The sequence below is a fragment of the Natronolimnobius sp. AArcel1 genome (assembly GCF_011043775.1).
In the GTDB taxonomy this organism is placed as follows: Archaea; Halobacteriota; Halobacteria; order Halobacteriales; family Natrialbaceae; genus Natronolimnobius.
Map to the genome: position 1 here is coordinate 19,251 of NZ_JAAKXY010000004.1, position 23,807 is coordinate 43,057.

The window sequence follows — 23,807 nt, forward strand, 5'->3', positions numbered from 1 at the left end:
CGGCCGTGCCTGTTCAGGGGATGGAATGATATATATGAGAAAAGCCCGAACGTGATACCCAATGACATGTGCCAGTACTGCGTGGTATCTTACCATGTATGACAACAGAGTGACTACGTTGGACGGAGGTGACACAACCGATGTCAAGTGAACAAATCGGAACGGTAGAGACAGGAGCACGAGCAGCGGGGGATCCAGTACTTACGGTCCGAGACGCAAATGTCCGGTTTGACATGGACAAGGGAACCTCGAAGGTTCTCAACAACGTCACCATGGACATCCAGCGTGGCGAGACCCTCGGCGTTGTCGGCGAAAGTGGGTCCGGCAAATCGATGTTTGCCGATGCCCTACTCGACGCCGTCGTCGATCCCGGTATCTTGACCGGCGAGATTACCTACTACCCTGAAGACCGAGAACCAATCGACCTCCTCAACCTCGCCCCATGGGAACTGCGCGAGGTCCGCTGGGAAGACATCTCGATGGTGTTCCAGGGCGCAATGAGCGCGTTCAACCCGACGATGTCCATCGGGGAACACTTCGAAGAAACCCTCGAGGCCCACGGCTGGGACATCGAACCCGGCCTCGAGCGCGCACAAGAACTCTTCGAAGACTTACACCTCGAGCCAAACCGGATGCTCTCGTCGTTCCCACACGAACTCTCGGGTGGCCAGAAACAGCGCTGCCTGATCGCACTCAGTCTGATCCTCGAGCCCGAAGTTCTTGTCATGGACGAGCCGACGGCCGCGCTCGACCTCTTGATGCAGCGGTCGATTCTCAATCTGCTGTACGACATCAAAGACAAGTACGATCTCACGCTGGTGTTCATCAGTCATGACCTGCCGATTGTCTCCGGCTTCGCCGACCGGCTGGCCGTTCTCTATGCATTCGAATTCGTCGAGATCGGTGAGGCAAACGAAATCCTCGGCAACGCCGCACACCCATACACGCGGGCGCTGTTGAAGTCCACACCGAACCTCGAGATTCCGCTCGACGAAATGAAGCCGATCGAAGGAGAGAGTCCTGACCCAGTCAGCCATCCAGAGGGTTGTTCGTACCACCCACGATGTCCACTCGGCGACGAACGCTGTGAGGTAGACGACCCAGAGTTCAGTCCAGTTAACGACAAACACGACGTTCGCTGTCACTACTGGGAACGAGCGGACGAAGCGGTCCCACTCGCATTTGGCGGTGATTCCGATGAGTAATAGCAACAGTTCCAACGAGCCAGTGGTTTCGGTCCGCGACCTGCAAGTGCACTTCGAAGACTCGTCGATGCTCAACTCGATGACCCCCGAGTGGCTCAGCGACAAACTCGGGTTGCAAGAAGATCCCACAGTTCGAGCCGTCGACAATATCGACCTCGATCTCGGCGAAAACGACGTACTCGCACTGGTCGGCGAGAGTGGCAGCGGCAAGACCACACTCGGCAAAACGATGGTCGGCCTGACTCGCCCCTCCGGTGGGACCGTCCAGTACCGCGGCCACGACATCTGGGAAGTCCGTGACGGTGACGACGACGGCACCACGTTCGAAGAGATCCGTCGATCACTGCAGATCATCCATCAGGACCCGGGCGCTGCACTCAACCCCTACCGCTCCGTCCTCGAGAACCTCGAGGTCCCACTCAAGCGCTGGCATCCCCACCTCAACTTCGCCGAGCGCCGAAGCCGTATCCATCAGATGCTCGAGCGAACGGGAATTAGCCCACCAGAAGACTACGCCAACCGCTACGTCCACCAGCTGTCCGGTGGCGAACAACAGCGTGTTGCCCTGATTCGTGCCCTGCTGGTCGAACCGGAAGTCATCCTCGCAGACGAGGCCGTCTCCGCACTCGACGTGTCGCTTCGAATCGGTGTGATGGACCTGTTCCTCGAGATGCAGGATCTGTTCGACACCTCCTTTGTCTTCATCAGCCACGACCTCGCGAACGCGCGCTATCTCGCGGGCAAGTCGGGCGGCAAAATCGGTGTGATGTATCTCGGTGAACTCGTCGAAATCGGCACGGCAGAAGAGATCATCCAGAACCCACAGCATCCCTACACCAAGGTCCTGCAGTGGGCAACGCCGGAACTCGATCCGGAGCGAGCCGAGGAATCGATGCGTGAATCACCGCCGGTCCGCAAAATCGACATTCCGGACGCAACCAACCCGCCGTCTGGCTGTCGGTTCCACACGCGTTGTCCTGAAGCACGCGAAGCGTGTAAACAGGAAACCCCCGATCTCTACGAGAGCGGCGGCGAGCAACACCACCAGACGAAGTGTTTCCGCGAACTCGAGGACCACGAGTACTGGCAGAGCGAAGAACTCACTGACGATGGACTCGAGGAGACATCGGCGACGGACCAGACTGACGAAGCGTCGTCGTGACGTTCTCGCCGATTGGAATTGGAGTTACAGATATCGTTTTGTTCGGTAGTGGTTGTTCGACACGGTCAGAACGGTTTCCAACCAATATACAGCACGATCGCGGTACCGATGAGTGTACAGCCGAGGACGATTGCGCTGACTTGGCTGATGACGTATGATGGTGTCCCGGGCTCGAGATGGAGAAACGCCCACCCAAGTACCAGCAACATCGTCGCCGACAGTGTGAACATCCAGATCCAGATCTGTTGTCCGAAACTGGAGGGTCGATTTGCGGAAGGGTTCGGCATTTGTACGGGCGACTACTGGCTCAATATAGATAAACATCTGGGAGCGCGCTGCAGACGGACTGTTGTTCAGTAGTGTCGGTACAACCGAACTGTTCTGTGGATGGTCGAGCACAGAGACAGCGGATCTTCCGACTCGCCGAACACGAATATCGCACGACGGCATCGGACTCGAGACGGGCAACCAGTTTTCAGCCGTGGAAGACCGCATGATTGATATGGTGTGGTATCCTCTAGTACAAGTATGATAGACGTTTACATGGAGCGGTTCGAGCATCCGTACTTGTTCGCACTCATTCCAGCTGCAGGCGTCTTTTTCGCCGCTGCGGTGGGCGCCACAGCAATTGGATCTGACTTCGTCGCTGGATTCCTGAGCCTGTATGCTTCGGTCATGCTGGTTCTGTGTGCACTCGGCTATGGGACGATTGCGCTGTTTTCGTTCAGCACCAAGTACCTCCGACAGTGGCGGATTAACCGCTCTGGATTCGAGTAACGACAACCATTTTCCAACCGTATCACTACAGCTCACCCCAATAGCTGCGGTGCTTTCGGTCTCGGTTCCGTGAACCTGAAGCAGGTGACACAATAGTTAGCGACCTCGAGTCCGATACTCGAGCGAGTTAGAACGGTAACGATCGCTCCGAGAAGTCAGACGGGCGGGTTAGTCGTCGCTCGGGATGCGCCCGTGTGCGTCTGGAATATCAGACTTTTCGTAGAAGTACTCACACAGTGTCTCGCACCAGCGTTCTGCCTGCACGACGTGTTCGTCGAAGCGCTCGGCGACGTGGCGAGACCGGCGTTCGTCGACGGCGTCTTCGATGGACGTCCACTGTGTTCGCATCTCTCGAACGGCTTCGACGCCAGCGTGGCAGTTGTCATACAGCGTCTGGACGACGGTTCGCCCGTCCTCGAGTTCGTGGTCCCACTCGAGATGGTGGAAGAAGAGGAGGAGTTCTTTCGGACAGGACTCGAGGTCGTCGTAGCGCTCGGTGATCGGGTCGCGGTACTGGGCGGCGTAGCCGCTGCCCTTGGAGGTACGGTCGACGCCGATGCCGTCTTCGGTCGCGCCGATGTACTCTGGCCACTCCCACGGCGCAGCGTCGTAGTGGTTCTCCAACTTCTCCTCGCCGTTGTACATCATGTGCATCAGGCCGATACCGCCGGTGTGGTAGTCGATACAGGCCTGCCAAGAGTCGTGGAGAATCTCGCTGACGGCGTCGACGACGGCCTCGTCGTGGCCGAACGTCTGGCGGACCCACTCGTCGGTGATTTCCTCGGTCTCGAGGTCGGGGTTCCAGCAGAGTCGCCCGAAGCCGTAGAGATTCGACTGAAGAAGGTAGTTGCCGGTCCAACTGGGGTCTTCGCCGACGATACCGACGCCAGCGATGCCCTGTCCCTCGCGTTCGGCGAGCACGTCCTTGACGGGTGTTCCCTCGCCGTCGGCGTAAGTGTCGAACTCGAGGGCTTCTTTCCACATCGGGACGTGGTAGGTGGGGTGGACACCCTGGCCGGTGTACTCGCCGGTAATCTGGAGTTCACAGCCCAGATCGGTCTCAGGCATTGCACCGAACAGCGTCGAGATGGGCTCGCGCTGCTGGAAGTCGATCGGGCCGTTTTTGATCTGGACGGTGACGTTGTCGTGGAACTCGCCGTCAATATGGGAGAAAGCCTCGTAGGCCTGGACGGCGCGGTCGTCGTGCTCGGAGTAGACGAACGCACGCCACCAGACGCGGCCACTGTGGCCCTCGAAGGCCTCGCCGAGAACGTTCGCGCCTTCCGCGTGGCTCCGGTCGTAATCGTACGGACCCGGCTGCCCCTCGGAGTCGGCCTTGACGAGGAAGCCGCCGAAATCGGGGATAATTTCGTAGATTTCGTCGACCTTGTCCTGCCACCACTGTTGGACGTCGGGATCGTGTGGATCTGCCGTCTCGAGGCCGCCCAGTCGGATCGGCGCGGCGTAGTTGACTGAGAGATAGATCTGGATGCCGTACCGGCGGAAGACCGAGGCGAGTGCCTCGAGTTTCTCGAGGTTCTTCCGTTCTAAGAGCTGCCAGCCGGCGCGTTCGGCGACGGCGTCGTTGGCGGTTGGGCGGTCAGGAATGCCGGTGTTGACGTTGTTCGGGACGACGCCGTTGATGCCGACGGAGGAGAGCAGGCGCGCGTAGTCGAAGTACCGCTGTCGGGTGTCGGGCAGGCGCTCCCAGTCGAAGATGGACTGGCCCGCGTAGCCGCGTTCGACGGAGCGACGGAACGGGTTGTCCCAGTGGTTGATGATCCGGGAGTTGTTCGCCGGTTCAGAGACGATATCGAGATCGTCGACTGGCTCGCCGAGTGCGATGCGTCGCAGCAGGTCGAAGGTTCCGTAGACGAGACCCGCGTCGTTCGGGGCCGTAATGACGGTACACTCGTGGCCCTCCCACTCGACGGTCCGGATGACGTAGCTGTCCTCGGCGAGGTCCCAGACCTCGTCGGGGTCGATTGTCTGGTGAATCGGTTGCATCTCCTCGGGATGGCCGATGACAAGGAAGTTCTCGACTGATCGTGGCGGATGCTGCCAGAAGTGTGGTTCTTCGCCGAGCATGCCCTCGAGACCGAGTTGGAGTTCGGCGCGAACAGCCCCGAGTTCGGGTGCGCCTTCGGAGACGTAGGCGTGTGAGAGTCGCTCGCGATACGCGGCGAGGTCGGCATCGGCGACGGGCTCGTACTGGAGCCAACAGTCGTCGTAGGTGGTGTCGAACATTCGTCTCGAGATGAAGCGTGACCGCGGTAAAAACGTTCCTTGTTCCCTGATTGAGTCCACACTGTGTTGACACGCGTCGACTCGAGAGTAACACGTAATCGAAGTACGATTACAAATTACCGGGTGGCATTACTGGGATGAAAATCATTATAATTGGGTAGTCGCTAGGTCACGTGTAGCATGCCCAAACACGACGCGGATGATAGCGACAGCGACGACGCACTTACCTTCCGACGACGCCCGGTTTTGGGTTCGATCGGTGCTGCTGGCGTCGCTGGCGCGCTTGGACTTTCTATTGATACGGGACGCGCCGCATCGATTGCACAGGACGGCGACTGGGAAGCTGATGCTGAGGAACGCATCGAAGAACACCGGACTGCAGACCTCGAGGTGACGGTCACCGACGCTGATGGGGCTGAACTCGACGGGGCCGAGGTTGAGGTTGCGATGCAAGAGCACGAGTACGATTTCGGGACGATGATCCACGCGGAGTTCCTGACCGAGGGGACCGAGTGGGGCGGACCGATGACGGCCCCGGACGGCAGCGAGTACGACGAAGACGACCAACAGGAGTACGAAGAGACCGTCGAGGAGCTATTCAACATGGTCGTCTTCGAGAATCTCCACAAGTGGGGCCAGTGGGAAGATAACCAGGAAATTGCTGACAACGCTGTCGACTGGGCAGTCGACCACGACATGGACATCCGCGGTCACGTCGCCTTGTGGGGAAACATCGATGCGCACGCGATTCCTGCGGACGTCGTTGAGGCGATGGGCGTCGAGTGGGAAGACGGCGGCGCGACCGATCCCGACCACGACCCCGAGTACGTCGTCGAGCGGTCGATGGACCACATCGAGGACATCATCAGCCACTACGGCGACGACATCACCGAGTGGGAGATCAAAAACGAGGTCCTGCACGAGCCCGATATGATTCGGGCCGTCGAAGGCGACGGCGCTGACGACGACTCTGTCGATCACCTCGAGGCCGAGATTCTGGGCGACTGGTACGAGAAGGGCCAGGAAGTCGCTGATGAGTATGGCGTCGATATCGCGGTCAACGACTACAACACGCTCGAGGGAGGGTATCAGGACGAACAGGACGAGTACGAGCGCCAGATCGACTACCTGGTCAACGACCGTGATATTGATCTCGACGGGATCGGCTTCCAGTGTCACTTCGCTGCAAGCGAGATGCTCGAGCCGGACGAGATTATGGACAACCTCGAGCAGTTCGAGGACTACGGTGCGGGCTTCCGTGCGACGGAGTTCGACACGTTCCAGGAGTGGGACGAAGAGTGGGAGGATCCCGAAGAGCAAGGCGAATACCTCCACACGTTCTTGAAGACCTGGTTCAGCCATCCAAACACCGACTCGTTCCTTGTGTGGGGGCACTGGGACGGCGTCCACTGGGGGCCAGATCAGGGCCACGACCCAGACGGCGTGCTGTTCGATCACGACTGGAACCCCAAGCCGGCGTACGACTACTACACCGACCTTGTCTTCGATGAGTGGTGGACTGAGGAGTCCGGCGAAACCAATGGCGGATCCTACACGACGACTGGCTTCAAAGGCGAGTACGAAATTACCGCGAGCTACGACGGTGCGGAAACGACGACGACCGCGACGCTTTCCGACGATGGCGAGACCGTCGAACTCGAGATTGATGCGGACGGCATGGACGACTCAGAGCCAGCCGACGATTCGGCCGACGAACCAGCCGATGACAGTGACGATACGGGAGCGAGCGACGACGGTGACGACGGCGACGGCATCCCTGGCCTGGGAATCGTCTCCTCACTGGCCGCCCTTTCGGGGCTTGCCGGCTACGCGCTTCGACGCGGTGGTGAAGACGAGTCCTAACGCAAAATTATCATTAACATATAGAAACGTTATAGGAGGCTGAACCGAGACGACCCAGTAATGGGTGACGAAACCACAGCGGGCGATTCGTCGCGGCAACGTTCCATGCTCCGCCGGCCGTTTCTTGGCGCAGTTGGGGCGTGCAGCGGGCTCGGTATTGCTAGCGCACTTGGACTCTCTCGTACCGATTCAGTACGCGCGACACAGGACGACGACGAGGAAACGGACTGGGAAGCCGAAGCTGACGAACGCATCGAAGAGCATCGAACAACGGACCTCGAGGTGCGAGTCGTCGACCGCAACGGCGATCCGATCGACGGCGCGGACGTCGATATCACGATGTCCGAACACGAGTACGGCTTCGGGACCGCTGTCAACGCGGGCACGCTACTCGAGGAGACTGAACCCGGCGACGAGTACCACGAGCACATTCCCGAGTTGTTCAACAAGGCCGTCCTCGAGAACCAACACAAGTGGCGGTTTTTTGAGGATGATCAGGACCTAGCCGACGAGGCGACTGAGTGGATTCTCGAGCAGGATCTCGAACTGCGCGGCCACACCTGTCTGTGGGCGAGTGTCGACTCGGCTGCGGTTCCAGAGGACGTGGTTTCGGCGATGGGCCGGGAGTGGGATGAAGGCGATGTGACTGATCCCGAGGAAGATCCCGACCACGTCTTAGAGCGAGCAACCGAACACCTCGAGACGATCATGGAACACTACGGCGACGACATTACCGAGTGGGACGTGGTCAATGAGGCTGTCAACGAGCCGGGATTCATCCGCACAATCGACGGCGTCAACAGGGGCTTCGAAGGACCAACCCTCGCAGAGTGGTACCAGCGTGCGGCCGAAATCGGGGACGAATACGACGTCGGTGTCGACGTCAACGACTACAACGTCCTCGTCGGTCCAAACCAGGGCACGCGGGAGTTCTATCAGGACCAGATCGAGTTCCTGCGCGAGGAAGGCGTCGACCTCGACGGAATCGGACTACAGTGTCACTTTAGCGAGGGGAACACCTTGGACTCTGAGCAGGTCATGGACGGCATCGATCTGTATGCCGATTACGACGCGGACGTTCGAATCACGGAGTTCGACACCGAAGGCGGCTCGTGGGACGACAACGAAAAGGCCGACTATCTCCACATGTTCCTCAAAACGGTCTTCAGCCATCCCGCGACGACCGACTTCGTCATGTGGGGCTTCTGGGACGGCCGTCACTGGTACGACGACGCCCCCCTGTTCTACGAGGACTGGGAGCCAAAACCCGGCTACGACGCCTACACCAACCTCGTCTTCGACGAATGGTGGACCGACGAAGACGGCCAGACCGACAGCGGCGTCTACGAAACGCAGGCGTTCCACGGCGAGTACGAACTGAGCGCAAGCTATGAAGACGAGAGCGCCTCGACAACGACCACCATTACCGGCGAGGACGAAACCATCGAACTCGAGTTAGACAACGAGGCGGGCGAAGACAGTATCCCCGGCTTCGGCGTCGGTGCGGCACTTGCCGGCCTCGCCGGGCTTGCGGGCTATGCCTGGCTTCGCGACGGCGACGCAGAAACGGCGTAAGCACCATACTCGATCCGTCTCACATTTCGAGTCTTCTCAGCAACACTGCAAAAACGGCTGTTGATCGGCGGTATTAGTACTCCTCGAGGCCTTCTTTCACGGCGTCGTAGGCCGGCTTCTCGCCGTAGCGGCCATCGAACAGCAGCGGGTCGCCGGTGTAGCGCTGGCCGAAGTCCTTGAAGCCACGGATCCAGGAACTGCCGTCGTGGACGCCCCACGTGACGAGATTGTCACAGCCAACATCAAGACAGGTCTCGACGACCTCGCGATAGTATTCGGCTTGTTCCTCGAGTGGGTTTTCGGGTTCCTCGCCGTCGTGGAAGGCGACATCCATCTCGGTGATGTGGACCTCGAGGCCGAGCTCTTGGAAGCGCTGGATGTTCTCCGCGATGGATTCTGGATCTGGCCAGTCGCCCAGTGCGTGGAGTTGGAGCCCAACACCGTCGATTGGGACGTCATCCTCGAGCAGTCCTTCGACTAAGTCGTAGATCGCGTCGGATTTCTCATTGATCTCGTCTGCGCCGTAGTCGTTGTAGAAGAGGTCGGCGTCGGTGACCTCGTCGGCCCAACGGAAGGCATCGGCGATGTAGTCCTCACCGAGGCCGTCGGACCAGACCGTCCGGCGCATCGAACCGTCGTCGTCGACGGCCTCGTTGACGACATCCCAGGCGTCGATTTTCGCGCGATACCGCCCGGCGACGGTATGAATGTGATCTCGCAGGAACGTTCGGAGTTGCTCGTCCGTGTAGTCCCACGCCTGGAACCAGTCGGGTTTCTGGTTGTGCCAGACGAGCGTGTGCCCGCGCACGTACATGTCGTTTTCGACGCCGAAGTTGACGATAGCGTCGCCGTTCTTGAAGTCGTAGGTATGTCGCGACGGGCGCAGTCGCGTCATCTTCAGGGCGTTTTCAGGTGTTACGGCGTTGAACTCCTCTGCAACGGTTTTCCAGTAACTCGGGTCGACGCGGAGCGCGTTGGGGTCGAGCGCCGCACCGATAGTAAACTCCTGTGCATCAGCAGCATCACGAAGCGTTGCCTGCTCTGACATTGAGCGAACAGAGGGAACGGATCGCATAAAACGTAGGGGTCCCGGCAGAGCCCACCCGACAGGCACAAGGGTTGTATAGTTGCTTTTCAAATGGCCTGCCATGAGCACAACAGCGACACAGAAAAAGTTCGCCCGCGGGGCAATGTTGATCTCCGTGATCATTGGCATCATCGGATTGATGTATTTCACTACGCGTGGGGAGGTGGTGACCGGTCTCGTCGTCGGCACGCTGTTCGGAGTCGGCGGCTACTGGGAGTACAAACGACGCATTCGCGACCTCGAGCAAGCGGACATGGGTGGTGCCGAGCGCGATCCGTTCGAAGAGCGAGAGCGCCGCCGGTGACCGGCAAAAGCGCCATCGTCGCCGCTCGAACACGCCGATCCGCAGGATTATAGTCGCCCCCCAGCGAACCGGTGGCGTATGAGTTTCCTCGACGACGACTACCTCCTCGAGACCGATGCCGCACGCGAGTTGTACGCTGCAATCGAAGACCTGCCAATTATCGATCCCCACACCCACGCCGACGTTGCCGAAATCGTCGACAACGACGGCTGGGACGATATCTGGGAAGTCGAAGCCGCCACGGATCACTACGTCTGGGCGCTGATGCGAAACTGCGGCATCGACGAGGACCTGATCACCGGCGACGCCGACAACCGCGAGAAGTGGAACGTGCTCGCTGAAGTTTTCCCGCAGTTCGCTGGGAACCCGACGTATGAGTGGGTTCACCTTGACCTCAAACGTCGATTCGGCATCGACGAACAGATCTCCGCCGAGACGGCCGACGAGATCTGGGCGGAGACGAAATCCCAACTCGAGACCGACGACATGCGGCCCCAGCAACTCCTCGCGGAGATGGATGTCGAAGTCGTCGGCAGCACCGACGATCCGACGGACGACCTCGAATACCACGAGCGCGCCGCCGAAGAACTCGAGGGCGTCGACCTCGTCCCGACCTGGCGGGCCGACCGCGCCGTCAAAATCGACCAACCGGAGTGGACCGACTTCGTCGCCGAACTCGAGGACGCAACCGAGATCAGCACTGACGACTTCGACGGCTTTCTGGCTGCACTCGAGGCCTCTCACGACTATTTCGACGCCCGTGGCTGTCGGGCCTGCGATCTCGGCCTCGAACAGCCCGTTTCGCGACCCGTCAGCGACGAACGCGCACGCGAGGTGTACCAGCAGGCACTCGCCGGTGGCTCGCTTTCCGAGCGCGAAGTCGGTGACTTCATGGCCTACATTACGGCGTTCGTCGGCGAGTTAAACGCCGAGAAAAGCTGGGTCACCCAGTTGCACATCGGTCCCGTCCGCAACTACCGCAACTCGCTGTTCGAGCAGTTGGGCCCCGCGGCCGGCGGCGATATCTCCACGCAGGACGTCGATATCGTCAAGCCACTCGAGCACTTCGTCAATCGCTTCGACGACGAGATGGACATCATCCTCTACACAATCGATCCAACTCACTATCCGTCGATGGCGACGATGGCTCGCGTCTTCCCGAACGTAACCATCGGCCCCGCCTGGTGGTTCAACGACAGCCCGTTCGGCATGGAACAGCAACTCGAGTACGTCGGCACAGTTGAGTTGCTCTCCCAGCACGCCGGGATGGTCAGTGACTCGCGAAAACTGCTGTCGTATGGGTCGCGCTTCGAGATGTTCCGGCGCTCGCTTGCAAACGTCGTCGGGAAACAGGTCGAGCGCGGACAGGTGCCGATGGACGTGGCACAGGATCTGGTCGAACGACTGGCCTACGACCGGCCGAACGAACTGTACGAGCTCTAAGCGTCCGGACTCGAGGGCTGTTTCTGCCGTCTCGCCGGTGACCTGTTGCTGTTGGCCCCTTTTCCTCTGTACGTCGCTACGCAGGAACAGTGGGTTCCGGCGCTCGAGTCGCTGTTCGAACCGCAACGTGTGGCTCGCCTGATTACGCGACAAAAAAGCGGATTCTGTGATGCCAACAGACTGCGCTACACTTCGTCCCAGGGGCCCCACTCGTCTGCGCCCGGTTCCTGATTTTGCGTGTGCCACTGGGCTTCCCAATTGGTGCCGTCCCAACTTACTCGGTCGCCGTCTGTGTAGACCTCGTCTGCGTCCCACTCGGGGTAGTCTCCATCGTCGTTGTCGTCATCGTCGTCATCGCCGTTGTCGCCATTATCACCGTTCCCAGGATCATCGCCGTTCCCATCGCCTTCGACGGTGATTTCGACCGTCGTCGTTCCGTCGGCGTCAGTCACTGACACCGTCTCCGTCGTCGAATCGTCGTCGGTCGAGACGGTGACTTCGTGCTCGCCAAGGAACGCCGTCGTTTCGTAGACGCCGTCGTCGCTCGCCCCGGACTCGTCGGTCCACCATTCGTCGAAGACAAGGTCTGTGTAGGCGTCGTAGCCGGGCTTTTCGTTCCAGTCCTCGTCGAACAGTGGTGCATCTGCATCCGAGCCGTCGTACTCAGGACCCCAGTGAACGCCATCCCAGTGACCCCAGACGAGGAATGCGTCGGTGTTGGGGTGGCTGAACCACGTCTTCATGAACTCATAGAGGTACTCGCCCTGCTCATCAGGTGAGGACCAGTTGCCCTGGAACGTATCGAACTCGGTTGCGCGAAAACCCGCGCCGTAGCCTTCGAACTGCTCGAGGCCGTCCAGAACCTCGTCTGGCTCGAGTGTTTCGTCACTGGCGAAGTGACACTGGAAACCGATCCCGTCGAGATCGATGTCCCGGTCATTAACGAGGTAGTCGATCTGGCGCTCGTAGTCATCGCGCGTGTCCTGATACGGGCCGACGAGAACGTTGAAGTCGTTGACGGCAATGTCAACGCCGTACTCGTCGGCGACTTCTTCGGCGTATTCATACCAGTCGCCCAGAATCTCGGCTTCGACGGGATCTGCGTCTTCGCCTTCGACAGCCTCAATCATCGCTGTTTCGTGGATCACTTCGTTTTTGACCTCCCACTCGCTGACGTCGTCGCCATAGTGGCTGATGATGTCCTCGATGTGGTCCATCGCTTCGGAGACGACGTAGTCCGGATCGGGATCGGCATCACCCGCTTCGTCCCACTCGCTCGCCCACGGATCGCCCATCGCCTCGACGACTCGTGGCGGGACGGCGTAACCGTCGATGTTGCCCCACAACGCGACGTGGCCGCGAACGTCCATCTCTCGATCGATGGCCCAGTCGACGGCTGCGTCCGCGATATCGACGTTATCCTCCCAGAGATACCACTTATGTACGTTCTCGAGGACGACCATGTTGAACAGGTCCTCGACGGTCTCTTCGTACTCGGCTTGATCCTCGGGTGTGTGCATCTCCTCGCCCCACTCGGCCTGGTCGATGAGGAACTCCGCGTGGATCATCGTCCCGAAATCGTACTCGTGGTCTTGTTGTTCAATCTCGACAGTTGCTCCATCAACTGCTGATCCATCCGGATTGACGACATCGACCTCGAGATCGCCCGTTCGGTACTCCTCAATCCGATCCTCAGCTGCGTCCTCCCAGTCGCCCGCTTGCTGTGCGCCGACTGTTCCGGGGACGCCGGCACCGACGCCTAACCCGCCGAGCAATCCTGCGATACCGACCGACCGCAGGTAGTCTCGCCGCTCGAGTCGTCCGATGGTGTCGCCTGTGAGTTGATTCCCGCTCGAGTTGCTTCTCTGATTGCTATCATCATCGGTCATTGGTATGCCCCACAATCACACGCATCGTCAATTATAATAAATGTTATTTCGAGCAGATTATAATATTTGCTTGAATGTTGTTTGAGAAAATATCCGAGTGCAGACGACGAAAAAACGGTTCGCGGCGTTACAGACGGTCGAAACCGACGATAATGTCGCCGTCAGTCGTTCGACCGGTTACCATCGCAACGTCCTCGAGTTCGCTGCTCGGACCGTCGAAGTGAACCAGCTGTGAGCGGTTGCCGCGCCCGTTTCCACCACCGCCTGGCAGGTGCACGACATCGCTGCCATCGCCGGCTGTGACCAGGTCTGGATTGCCAAAGCGAACCGTATCGTAGTCGACATCGGCAGGATCGAATGCGTCACCGGCGTGGATATGTACCGGGACACGTCCGTTACCCTGTCCCGAGCCACGAACATCGATATCGACGAGGACGATTTCGATCGATTCGTCGGTTGGCTCCTCGAGCGAGAACGACGTCGCAATTTCGCCGTCACCGGTGTCGACGGTCAGTTCGTACTCGCCGAGGAACGCGGTCACGTCAAACGTGCCGTCGGCGTCCGTCTCGCCGGTTTCGTCGGTCCACCACTCCTCGAAGACGAGGTCCGTGTAAACATCGTGTGTCGGCTTGGGATTCCAATCGGCGTCGAACAGCGGCGCGTCGTCCTGCCAGTGTTCGTCGTCCCAAAAGCCCCACATGAGAAAGTCCGCTGCCTTGGGGTGGCTGAAGAATGTCTTAAGGAACCAGTGGAAGAAGTCGGCTTTGTCTTCTTCGAGCCAGTTTGGATCGGCCATGTCGAACTCAGTGATGCGAAGGGCGGCCCCGTCGCCAGCCTCAGCATAGCGGTCGAGTGCGTCCATGATCTCGCCCGGCGTGAGTTGCTCGCCACGGCTGAAGTGACTCTGCAGTCCGATGCCGCCAAGGTCGACTCCGTCTGCGTCGACAAGGAAGTCGATCTGGCGTTCGTAATCGTCGCGCGTCCCCTCATACGGGCCAGAGAGCACGTTGTAATCATTGACATCGATTGCAACGCCCTCGGGTGCGACCTCCGTGGCCGTCTCATACCACTCCTCGAGTATCGGGGCTTCGACGGGATCGACGTCTTCGCCGTCGATGAGCTGTGTCATCTCGGTTTCGTGGACCGCTTCGTTGACCACGTCCCAATGTTCGATGTCGTCGCCGTAGTGCTCGATAATCGTCTCGATATGCTCGAGTGAGCGCTCTGCGACATACTCGGCGTCGCCTTCGTCCATCGCGTCCTCGACATCTTCGGGGATGGAGTTCGAATCTCGACTCGACCACAGGCAAGCGTGACCGCGAATATCGAGATCCTGCTCGAGAATCCAGTCGGTCGCGTCGTCGGCTAGGTCCTGATTGTCCTCAAAGAAGCGCCACTTGTGTTGATTCTCGAGGACTGTCCCGTTGAACAACTCGGGAATGTGCTCGCGATACTGCTCGGCGTCCGAATCGTCTTCTTGCAGTCGAGGAGCATCAACAGCAGTCCCGAACGTGAACTCGTGGTCTTGCATCTCGAGAGCGACATCGGCGTCGACGGCGTCGCCGTCGGCGTCGGCAACCGAAACCGTGAGATCGGCTGTCCGATGCTCCTGAATGCGTGCGTCTGCATCTTCTTCCCAGCCGTCCTCGAGATCGATCTCGTCGTCCCAGGAGGGGAGTTCATTGGCATCGACATCCTGTCCAAAGTCAAGCAGGGCGAGGCCGCCGATGTCGACGGTCTGGCCCTCAATACCGACCCAGAATTCAGTCCACCACTCACCGGAGTCACCGCTGGTCTGGAAGTTGATCGGGAAGAAGTAGCGCTCCCACTCTTGGCCAGCGGCAACGCCACCGTTCAGGACGTAGTTCTCTGCCTCGTTGTCCGCGTCGGTCGTCTTGTACGTCACGTCGGCAGTCGAACCACCAGTGCCGGGATTCCGGAGATAGGCAACCCCAAGAAGCGTATCATCCACTGATACCCCACGGTCGTCGACGGTCGCCTGAAAGTTGACACCCCATGGATCGACTGATCCGTCCTCGAGTTCGCCAACCTCAATTCGGGTCGCTTCGGCGAACGGAACATCATCGTCGCTGACATCGAGTGATTCGCGGTCGGCAAGATCCTCGTGCTCTCCCGCGAGGTCGTAGGCCTCGTGGGTGTCGGCCTCGTTGTCTGCGTACACGAACTCGCCGGGTGCGATGTCGAGTTGTGAAAGTTCGTCGACTAACTCCCCGTAGTAGGAATCGTCCGGCGACGGCCACTCGGCGTCATCCGCGCCGACGCGGCCTGCCAACCCTGCCGCAAGGCCAAATGCGCCAACTGTTCCCAAGAAGGGACGGCGACGAATCGATCTATCCGACGATGGCTGCGGTCGCTCCTCCCGATTGGTTGGATCTGTCATGTCCACCGATAGCTATTCCCAAACGCGAATAAAAAGGTTTCCAATTATTGTCTGTTAAGATAAGGTCGTAACCACGGAGACAACAAGACCGCTCGAGACGATGTACAGCTCGATCACAACACCACGTTGCAATCGGGCATGCACTACGTTCTTAGTAGGGATGATTCCTATGCGAGTCCGAATTAGCTATCAAACGTCCAGCGCTGATGAGCGTCGCCAGACCACGACCCCTGCTGGACGTTTGCACCGTCGTCACTCGAGGCATTTTCGACCTCGAGTGCAGCGCCGGTGTGGACGGGTTCGATACGATACTCGCCGTTCCCTTCGTCGGAGAGATAGAACCGCTGGTTGTCGCCACCGTGATCCGCGTACTGCTGGACGTTTGCACCGGCCGAGTCGCCGCCGACATCGAGGACGCTGCCGCTGTTGACGTTCTCGATGCGATACACACCGCCGCCTGTGTCCTCGACGTGCCACTGCTGGTTGTCACCGCCCCAGTACTCGTACTGCTGGATGTTCGCGCCGTCGTCTGTCGACTCTCCCGACACGTCAAGGCCCTTACCGCTGTTGACGTTCTGGATGCCGTAAGTTCCGTCGGCGAGGTCGCCCGAGGAGCCGCCGTTGCCGTCATCGTCACCGGGATCGCCGCCAGGGTCACCACCTGGGTCACCACCGTTGCCACCGTCGGCTTCACTGAACGAGACGGAGGCACTGTTAGAGCCCTGATAGTCCCAGGCCTCGACAGCCATGATCTGGTAGTCGTGACTCCCTAACTCGAGGCCAGCGCTCTCCCAGGCGTCGAAGTGGTTGCCAATGTTGACGGTGCCGCTGGTTCGTGAATTATCCCGGATGCTCCAGTACTGGGTGAACGTTGCCGTCCCCTCGATCGACGGCTCCTCGATGCGTTCGGAGGTGTAGATATCGTAGGTACCGCCGTCACTCTCGTGACTGCCGTGTGCCTCGTCGCCAGGCCGGTACGTCCCGTAGTTCTCGATGATGTAATATTCTACGAGCGGATCCGTTGTCCATCCGTACACGCATAGATAGGAGTTCTCCGACGGGTTGTGCGTGGCATCGTACTCGATCGTCCGACTCGCACCAGGATCCCATCCCATGCCGACGACGAAGTTGCCGGTGTTTTGCCAATCGACGCTGTAACTACCGCCGTCCTCGAGCGTCATCGAAACCACGTCCTCGGTGTCGGTCCAGAACGACACGAACGAGCCATCGTAGCTGGTCTGTTGGTTTTCGGTGAGTGTTTCTTGGGCGGCAGCCGATGTTGCCATCGCTCCAACACCGAGCCCGGTTGCTGCCGCGGCCCCGACTGCTTGCAGGTATCCTCGGCGCGCAAGTTCACTCGAGTCTCCGTCAGAGTCGGTCGACTGCTGGCTGTCCCCTGAGAAATCGGTTACGCTCTTCCCCACCGAAGTACTATCAGTTCGCTTCCCCGCCGCCTTCTCACTGTTGTCATCTGTCATGCTGCGTCTGCAGCTATATCACCATTGTTAATAAAGGTTAGTATTAAATAATTTGGGTTATAAATTAATTTATTTCAGTAGTAAAAATACTGCGCAGGTGCTGGTACCTACCGAGTCCGCTGCTGATCCATCAACGGTGTTGCTGCAAGCCGAGTCAGCTAGGGAACTGATTACCAGCCGCCCCAGCCGCCACCGCCGTCGTCACCACCGTTGCCACCGTCATCGGCTTCACTGAACGAGACGGAGGCACTGTTCGAACCCTGGTAGTCCCAGGCCTCGACAGCCATGATCTGGTAGTCGTGACTCCCTAACTCGAGGCCAGCGCTCTCCCAAGCGTCGAAGTGATTCCCAACGTCGATGGTACCACTGGTTCGCGAATTATCGCGAATGCTCCAGTACTGGGTGAACGTCGCCGTCCCCTCGATGGATGGCTCTTCGATGCGCTCGGAGGTGTACATATCGTAGGTGCCGCCGTCGCTCTCGTGACTACCGTGTTCCTCGTCACCAGGTCGGTACGTCCCGTAGTTCTCGATGATGTAGTACTCCACAAGTGGATCCGTCGTCCACCCGTACAGACACAGGTAGGAGTTTTCTGATGGATTGTGCGTGGCATCGTACTCAATTGTCCGACTCGAGCCGGGATCCCAGCCCATGCCGACGACGAAGTTGCCAGTATTTTCCCAGTCGACGCTGTAACTGCCGCCGTCCTCGAGCGTCATCGAAACCGTATCGTCGGTGTCGGTCCAGAACGATACGAACGAGCCGTCGTGAGTGGTCTGTTGGTTCTCGGTGAGCGTTTCCTGGGCGGCAGCCGACGTCGCCATGGACCCAATTCCGAGACCAGCCACTGCGGTTGCTCCTGCCGCTTTCATGTAGTCGCGCCGGTCGATCAGTTTCGCTGCCGATTCGTCCACGTTGTGCGTCTCGTTGTCTGTCATCGTTCGATGATTGGATACGTCATTTGGTCGCCCGGTTCACGCCTGTCGTGTGGCATACTACCAAACATCATGGTACTCAACCACATCATAATGTCCAACGGCAATTATTGATAAATGTTTCTTATAGTTCTTTACTATAATTATAAAACACGTGCAGTGATAGACCAACCATCGCGTAGATTACTGTTACTCGAGACTGTACGAGAGAGACTGAGTCACCCGTCAACGAACAGGCCTAAAAGAAAAAACGCGCTGCTGTTATTCTACGTCGACTGCCGACTCGGTGTAGTACGTGCGAGCGGTCTTCGGTACCGTTTTCGTGTCCGTAACCTCGAGCTCTGCAACAGACTCGATATCCGTCGCGGAGCTTCCGATGCGGACCTCGTATGGTCCCTCTTCAACTGTGAGGTTCATATCGAGGTCGTGGAACGCAAGCTGGGTCGTGTTGAACTCGAAGGTGACGCGTTTGGACTCGCCAGCCTCGAGATCGACGCGTTCGAAGCCGAGCAGTTCCTGCACCGGACGGGCCTGGCTCGGGTTCGCTGCGTGCGTGTAGAGTTGGACGATCTCGGTACCGGCGCGGTCGCCGGTGTTCGTGACCGTCACGCTCGCAGAGACCGACTCGAGTGGCGTTGCGCTATCAGCCGACAGCGAGATGTCGCCGTACTCGAACTCGGTGTAGCTCAGGCCGTGACCGAACGGATACACTGGGTTGCTGTCAGTGTAGACGTAGTCCTTGTTCGCCGTGTTGGCTTTGCGGTTGTAGTAGACCGGGAGCTGGCCGACCGATTTCGGCAGCGAGACCGGGAGTTTTCCGGCAGGGTTGTACTCGCCGAACAGCGTTTCGGCGATTGCTGGCCCACCTTCGTCGCCTGGCAGCCAGGCGTAGAGAATCGCCGGGGCGTCCTCGGCGATGTCCTCGATTGCGTGTGGTCTCCCACTGACAACGACGACGATGACCGGGGTGTCCGTCTCGAGCAGTTCCGAAACGAGTTCCTCTTGCACGCCAGGGAGCCCGAGATGGGTCATGTCGCAGCCTTCGCCACTGGTTGGGACGCTTGGTTTCTCCTCTTTGTCGGCGTCCACATCGGAGAAGTCGACTGCGGAGCGAGCGCCGACGAACGCCAGCGCAATGTCTGCGTCGTCGGCAGCCTCGGTTGCCGCGTCGAAGCCGTCGGTCGACGGCCCAGAGATCGTACAGCCCTGCTCGTAGGAGACGTCGATTTCGTCTCGCTCCTCGAGGGCGGCAAGCGGCGTGATGGCGTCGGCTTCGTACTCCTCTTCGGGGTAGTGGGCTGCGTAGGCGTAGTCGCCCATGAGCTCTTTCGGATCGTCTGCCTTGGGACCGACAACGGCGACGGAGTCGGCCTCGAGTGGCAGCAGGTCGTCGTCGTTTTTGAGCAGCGTCATCGACTGACGGGCGGCCTCGAGCGTTACGTCGCGGGCTTCGTCGGTGTGGAACGCGTCTGGGGCCTCGTCGGGGTCGACTCGCTCGTTGTCGAAGACACCCTTGCGGAACTTCTCTCGGAGAACGCGACGGACTGCCTCGTTGAGCGTCGATTCCGAGAGGTCGCCATCTTCGACGGCGCTGACGAGATGTTCGCCGTAGTACTCGGTGTAGGGCAGTTCGACGTCGAGACCGGCCTCGATCGAGGCGACGGCACCCTCCTGTTTCGTGTTGATCGTGCCGTGTTCGGTCTCCAAGTGGCGAACGCTGTAGTAGTCCGAAACGACGGTGCCGTCGAAGCCGAACTCACCGCGCAGCAGATCGGTCAGGAGCCACTCGTTGGTCACACATGGAACGCCGTCGAGGTCGTGATAGGCGTTCATCACCGACTCGGCGTTCGACTCGCTGATGACGGCCTCGTAGGGGAACAGATGGGTTTCACGGAGTTCGCGCATGCCGACGTTGAACGACGAGCGGTTCTTCCCACCATCGGTCGCGCCGTGGCCGACGAAGTGTTTCAAGGTTGCGGAGATACCATCATCACGGCCCTCGCCTTGCAGTCCATCCACGTACGCGCGTGCCATCTCGGCGACCATGTACGGGTCCTCACCGAATGTCTCCTCAACACGGCCCCAGCGAAGGTCTCGAGCAACGTCGAGCACTGGCGACAACGCATGCACCGTCCCGATCGACTCGAGTTCGCCACGAATCGTCTCGGTGACGGTCTGGAGCAATGCTGGGTTCCAGGTGCTTGCCATCCCGAGCATCTGCGGGAAGGTCGTCGCTTCCGGACCCATGTACCCGCTAAGACACTCTTCGTGGGGAATCGCCGGAACACCGAGTCGTGTCTCGGTCTCGAGGTAGTCCTGGAGTTCGTTCGTGATGCGTGCAGCGTCGGCCGGTGCGAGGCCACCCTCGCCACCGATTCGGGTCAGGTGACCGATCCCGTCGCCGAGCCACTCCTCGACGGCTTCCTCGTCGAGTTCGTCGTCCGCAGTCAGAATACGCTCTGCGTTGACCGAACCCAACTGTGCGGCTTTCTCCTCGAGCGTCATCTGCTCGAGAAGATCCTCGACTCGAGCCGAGACGGACGCTGTTTCATCCCGATACGTCGCGGTAGGCTGTTCGTCTGTCACATATTGTCCGAGGTGATCGATCATCTTAGTCCTTCTGACAGTGGATTCGTCGGACCGATTGGACACTATTCTCCGATATACCTTCGGCAGCGATCGGGTTCTGTTATGCAGACATCGATCAACCAAACACAAACAGAGTTCCATACAAGATAATTGTGTTCTCCAAAACAGAATCAAAGTCAGTTTGAGACAGTAATACTGACCTGCTCAGAACGTATTTTTATTACACCTGTACTGCTGTAAATCGGTTCCGGCAAACTGTCGAGGGGGACCGCTATCTCTGGAATAGTATCACCAACCGTTTGATGAGATACAGAGTACGATGAGTTACATAGGGAGAAAACCATTCTCTACCAAAGAACACACCTGTATATTGGTCCCACGTCACATGGCTGACAGACACACAACACACGCGAAACAAAAATTAGCGCAAGACTCGAAGGAATCCCACCAAATCAGTGTGGTCAGTGCTCACAAGCACTGTGGTACACCCCATGGAGTATTCCGGGTGGTTACGCCGACCGTAATTTCATCTTTCATATGTATTATTCAACTCCACAGCATCTGAATATATCTTAGTATAATTGCGATAGACTGACAATCACTCCCAGAGACGGGAGTCCGCAGGCTGCTTGCGGTTCAACAGCGCCAGTGTTCTGCCAGACTCACCGAAACAGTAATTTTATTAGGGTAGGCAAGCAGTTCAACAGTATCAATAGACCATGAGTAATTGGCTCCTCAAGCGAATCGGGCAGAGCATCTTGACGGTTGTCGTGGTGTTCCATCTGACATTCGTCTTGGTTCGGCTCATGCCGTCGGACCCTGTTCAGGCGATGTTCACGCAGATGATGGCGGAGAATCCGGACAATCCGGAACAAGCTCGCCAGCTCGTCGAACTATATGTAAGTATCAACCCGCAAGACCCACTGTATATACAGTATATCGACTACATGGCTGCCCTCCTGCAGGGCGACCTCGGTTACTCGATGGCCGAGAACGCCTCGGTGAACCAGGTTCTCGCTGAGGCAGTCCCGTGGACGATTTTCTACATGTCCGTGGCGATGGCCATCACGTTCGTGACGAGTATCTGTATCGGTGCGATTATGGCCTACTACGAGGGAACGAAATTCGACACCGCGATGACCGTCGTCGCTGTCATCGAGAGCTCGACCCCGTACTACGTCGTTGCACTGCTGTTGTTGTTCGTCTTCTCCTACCAGCTCGGCTGGTTCCCAACGAGCGCCCGCTACCCTGGTGGAGCCGACATCGGTCTGAACGCCGAGTTCGTCCTCGGTGCGTTCTATCACGCAGCGCTTCCGATCTTCTCGATGGTCGTTACAGGGGCTGCAGCATCGCTCGAGATGCGTGGGAACTCGATCAGTGTCCTCGGCTCTGACCACATCCGAGTTGCACGCCTGCGTGGACTGCCGCCAATGCGTATCGCACTCCGATACGTCATGCGCAACGCATTGCTCCCGCTTTACACCGGCCTGTTGCTCCTCGTTGGCTTCATGATCGGTGGCTCGATCGTTCTCGAGGAGATCTTCAACTACCGCGGGATGGGGTGGTATATGTTCGAGGGGGTCAACAACCGTGACTACCCACTGATGGTTGGTGGCTTCATGGTGATCTGTTTCACCGTCGTCATCATGATGTTCATCGCTGACCTTACCTACAGCAAAATCGACCCGCGTGCGAAAACCAGCGGTGACAACATGGAAGTGTACGGCAGCTCGGCCGGTGTCCCACTTCGCACACAGCTCAAACGCTACATCCAGCGTCTCACCAGCAGCAACGAGCCTCGAGCCGACGGCGGAACGACTCCACACGCGTTGTTCGGTGACGATGATGCGGCGAGCGTGAGCCGCAAAGACGTCATGTATCGGAAGTTCGACCGCTCGGTGTACGCGCCGGCCAAGATCGTCCTGAGTGACTGGCGTGGTCTCGTCGGGACCGTGCTGACTATGTCGTTCATCTTCATGGGCGTCTTCGGTCCGCAGTTTACCCACAGTCCAACAGCAACGTTCGACTCGTGGGTCTCGCCACTGGATGGCAACCTCGCACACCCGCTTGGAACGAGTAACACCGGGATTGACATCCTGTCGCTCGTCGTCAATGGGACAACTCCGGTCCTCATCATGGTCGCAACTGGTGCGATTGTCACGGTGTCGCTCGGTGTCGCTGTCGGGACGGCAGCCGGCTTCCGTGGCGGTGCGCTCGACCGCGCGCTCATGACCATCTGTGACATCGTCGTCTCGATCCCTGGTCTGCCACTGATCATCGTCATTGCGGCGATCATTGAACCGCGCCATCCCGCACTGATCGGTATCGTCCTCTCCGTTGCCGCCTGGGGTGGCCTTGGACGGGCGATCCGGTCTGAAGTGCTGAAAGTCCGCAGTCAGGAGTACGTCGAGGCCTCCCGCGCAATGGGCGTCGGGACCTTCGCAATTGTCCTGAAGGACATCCTGCCAAACATCTGGCCATACGTCCTCATCAACCTCGCCAACCACGGACGGAACATCATCTTCTCGTCCGTCGCCCTGTACTACCTGGGCTTCCTGCCACGCAGCACCCAGAACTGGGGTGTCCTGCTCGATCAGGCAGAGTCGTCCAACGCGCTGTACTCCATAGGCCAGGTCCACTACATCCTGGCACCGATGCTGGTCATCATCCTGTTCTCGATGGGGCTGATCCTCATCGCACAGGCACTCGACCGCATCAGTAACCCACGGATCCGCGCCCGTCACGCCAAGTCCGTCGACGACGACGAACCACGATAACGGCTGACGGCGATACGATTACGGTTTCTTTTTTGCGCCGCGTACGTGAACAGCGACGGCCTCGAAACGACTCGC

16 protein-coding genes are annotated in these 23,807 nt (G+C 58.9%); 8 read left to right on the top strand and 8 right to left on the bottom strand.

Annotated elements, in window-relative coordinates; genetic code table 11:
- The first annotated feature begins 140 nt into the window (after positions 1–140).
- Both G6M89_RS12420 and G6M89_RS12425 read left to right on the top strand, forming a co-directional pair.
- Positions 141–1,205: an ABC transporter ATP-binding protein gene (locus G6M89_RS12420; protein ID WP_165162165.1), complete on the top strand. Its 1,065-nt coding sequence runs from the start codon at positions 141–143 to the stop codon at positions 1,203–1,205.
- Positions 1,198–2,367, top strand: a complete 1,170-nt coding sequence (locus G6M89_RS12425; RefSeq protein ID WP_165162166.1) for an ABC transporter ATP-binding protein — start codon at positions 1,198–1,200, stop codon at positions 2,365–2,367. The genes G6M89_RS12420 and G6M89_RS12425 overlap by 8 nt, the downstream gene beginning before the upstream one ends.
- A 65-nt stretch (positions 2,368–2,432) precedes the next feature.
- Here the strand turns inward: G6M89_RS12425 and G6M89_RS12430 are convergent, their stop codons facing one another.
- Complete coding sequence (locus G6M89_RS12430; RefSeq protein WP_165162146.1) at positions 2,433–2,654, bottom strand: hypothetical protein; 222 nt, start codon at positions 2,652–2,654, stop codon at positions 2,433–2,435.
- Positions 2,655–2,895: 241 nt separating this feature from the next.
- Here G6M89_RS12430 and G6M89_RS12435 point away from each other — a divergent pair, with 241 nt between their 5' ends.
- Entirely contained in the window at positions 2,896–3,144 is a 249-nt protein-coding gene (locus tag G6M89_RS12435; RefSeq protein ID WP_165162167.1) for a hypothetical protein, read from the top strand.
- 168 nt (positions 3,145–3,312) lie between these two features.
- Here the strand turns inward: G6M89_RS12435 and G6M89_RS12440 are convergent, their stop codons facing one another.
- Positions 3,313–5,391, bottom strand: coding sequence for an alpha-glucuronidase family glycosyl hydrolase (locus G6M89_RS12440; protein WP_165162168.1), 2,079 nt, complete (start codon positions 5,389–5,391; stop codon positions 3,313–3,315).
- Positions 5,392–5,571: 180 nt separating this feature from the next.
- Between G6M89_RS12440 and G6M89_RS12445 the strand changes: the two genes are divergently transcribed.
- Positions 5,572–7,254 carry an endo-1,4-beta-xylanase gene (locus G6M89_RS12445; protein ID WP_165162169.1) on the top strand — a complete coding sequence of 561 codons (1,683 nt, stop codon included), beginning with the start codon at positions 5,572–5,574 and terminating at the stop codon, positions 7,252–7,254.
- Positions 7,255–7,314: 60 nt separating this feature from the next.
- On the top strand, positions 7,315–8,829 hold the full coding sequence (locus tag G6M89_RS12450; protein ID WP_165162170.1) for an endo-1,4-beta-xylanase: 1,515 nt from the start codon (positions 7,315–7,317) through the stop codon (positions 8,827–8,829).
- 73 nt (positions 8,830–8,902) lie between these two features.
- On the opposite strand, the gene G6M89_RS12455 is transcribed toward G6M89_RS12450, so the two are convergent.
- Positions 8,903–9,877: an endo-1,4-beta-xylanase gene (locus G6M89_RS12455; protein WP_165162171.1), complete on the bottom strand. Its 975-nt coding sequence runs from the start codon at positions 9,875–9,877 to the stop codon at positions 8,903–8,905.
- A gap of 100 nt (positions 9,878–9,977) precedes the next feature.
- On the opposite strand from G6M89_RS12455, the gene G6M89_RS12460 reads away from it, so the two are divergent.
- A complete protein-coding gene (locus G6M89_RS12460; protein ID WP_165162172.1) occupies positions 9,978–10,220 on the top strand; it encodes a DUF441 domain-containing protein in 243 nt (80 codons plus the stop codon).
- A 78-nt stretch (positions 10,221–10,298) separates the two neighbouring features.
- Positions 10,299–11,663: a glucuronate isomerase gene (uxaC, locus tag G6M89_RS12465; protein WP_165162173.1), complete on the top strand. Its 1,365-nt coding sequence runs from the start codon at positions 10,299–10,301 to the stop codon at positions 11,661–11,663.
- Positions 11,664–11,848: 185 nt separating this feature from the next.
- On the opposite strand, the gene G6M89_RS12470 is transcribed toward uxaC, so the two are convergent.
- From G6M89_RS12470 to G6M89_RS12490, 5 genes are all read right to left on the bottom strand, one after another.
- A complete protein-coding gene (locus tag G6M89_RS12470; protein WP_165162174.1) occupies positions 11,849–13,552 on the bottom strand; it encodes an endo-1,4-beta-xylanase in 1,704 nt (567 codons plus the stop codon).
- Positions 13,553–13,679: 127 nt separating this feature from the next.
- Entirely contained in the window at positions 13,680–15,953 is a 2,274-nt protein-coding gene (locus G6M89_RS12475; RefSeq protein WP_165162175.1) for an endo-1,4-beta-xylanase, read from the bottom strand.
- A gap of 182 nt (positions 15,954–16,135) precedes the next feature.
- The gene (locus tag G6M89_RS12480) at positions 16,136–17,431 is read right to left on the bottom strand and encodes a glycoside hydrolase family 11 protein (protein WP_165162176.1); all 1,296 of its coding nucleotides are present in this window, start codon (positions 17,429–17,431) and stop codon (positions 16,136–16,138) included.
- A gap of 170 nt (positions 17,432–17,601) precedes the next feature.
- Positions 17,602–18,369 (bottom strand): glycoside hydrolase family 11 protein, encoded by a 768-nt coding sequence (locus G6M89_RS12485; RefSeq protein ID WP_165162177.1) that lies wholly within the window; start codon positions 18,367–18,369, stop codon positions 17,602–17,604.
- A 258-nt stretch (positions 18,370–18,627) separates the two neighbouring features.
- A complete protein-coding gene (locus G6M89_RS12490) occupies positions 18,628–20,871 on the bottom strand; it encodes a glycoside hydrolase family 3 N-terminal domain-containing protein (RefSeq protein ID WP_165162696.1) in 2,244 nt (747 codons plus the stop codon).
- 803 nt (positions 20,872–21,674) lie between these two features.
- Here G6M89_RS12490 and G6M89_RS12495 point away from each other — a divergent pair.
- Entirely contained in the window at positions 21,675–23,732 is a 2,058-nt protein-coding gene (locus G6M89_RS12495) for an ABC transporter permease subunit (protein ID WP_165162178.1), read from the top strand.
- Positions 23,733–23,807 lie beyond the last annotated feature (75 nt).

Bases quoted from the DNA above. Each gene is read 5' to 3' on its own strand.
- G6M89_RS12480 (WP_165162176.1), bottom strand. From the start codon at position 17,431: ATGACAGATGACAACAGTGAGAAGGCGGCGGGGAAGCGAACTGATAGT.
- uxaC (WP_165162173.1), top strand. From the start codon at position 10,299: ATGAGTTTCCTCGACGACGACTACCTCCTCGAGACCGATGCCGCACGC.
- G6M89_RS12475 (WP_165162175.1), bottom strand. From the start codon at position 15,953: ATGACAGATCCAACCAATCGGGAGGAGCGACCGCAGCCATCGTCGGAT.
- G6M89_RS12470 (WP_165162174.1), bottom strand. From the start codon at position 13,552: ATGACCGATGATGATAGCAATCAGAGAAGCAACTCGAGCGGGAATCAA.
- G6M89_RS12440 (WP_165162168.1), bottom strand. From the start codon at position 5,391: ATGTTCGACACCACCTACGACGACTGTTGGCTCCAGTACGAGCCCGTC.
- G6M89_RS12445 (WP_165162169.1), top strand. From the start codon at position 5,572: ATGCCCAAACACGACGCGGATGATAGCGACAGCGACGACGCACTTACC.
- G6M89_RS12425 (WP_165162166.1), top strand. From the start codon at position 1,198: ATGAGTAATAGCAACAGTTCCAACGAGCCAGTGGTTTCGGTCCGCGAC.
- G6M89_RS12485 (WP_165162177.1), bottom strand. From the start codon at position 18,369: ATGACAGACAACGAGACGCACAACGTGGACGAATCGGCAGCGAAACTG.
- G6M89_RS12420 (WP_165162165.1), top strand. From the start codon at position 141: ATGTCAAGTGAACAAATCGGAACGGTAGAGACAGGAGCACGAGCAGCG.
- G6M89_RS12450 (WP_165162170.1), top strand. From the start codon at position 7,315: ATGGGTGACGAAACCACAGCGGGCGATTCGTCGCGGCAACGTTCCATG.
- G6M89_RS12495 (WP_165162178.1), top strand. From the start codon at position 21,675: ATGAGTAATTGGCTCCTCAAGCGAATCGGGCAGAGCATCTTGACGGTT.
- G6M89_RS12455 (WP_165162171.1), bottom strand. From the start codon at position 9,877: ATGTCAGAGCAGGCAACGCTTCGTGATGCTGCTGATGCACAGGAGTTT.
- G6M89_RS12430 (WP_165162146.1), bottom strand. From the start codon at position 2,654: ATGCCGAACCCTTCCGCAAATCGACCCTCCAGTTTCGGACAACAGATC.
- G6M89_RS12435 (WP_165162167.1), top strand. From the start codon at position 2,896: ATGATAGACGTTTACATGGAGCGGTTCGAGCATCCGTACTTGTTCGCA.
- G6M89_RS12460 (WP_165162172.1), top strand. From the start codon at position 9,978: ATGAGCACAACAGCGACACAGAAAAAGTTCGCCCGCGGGGCAATGTTG.
- G6M89_RS12490 (WP_165162696.1), bottom strand. From the start codon at position 20,871: ATGACGCTCGAGGAGAAAGCCGCACAGTTGGGTTCGGTCAACGCAGAG.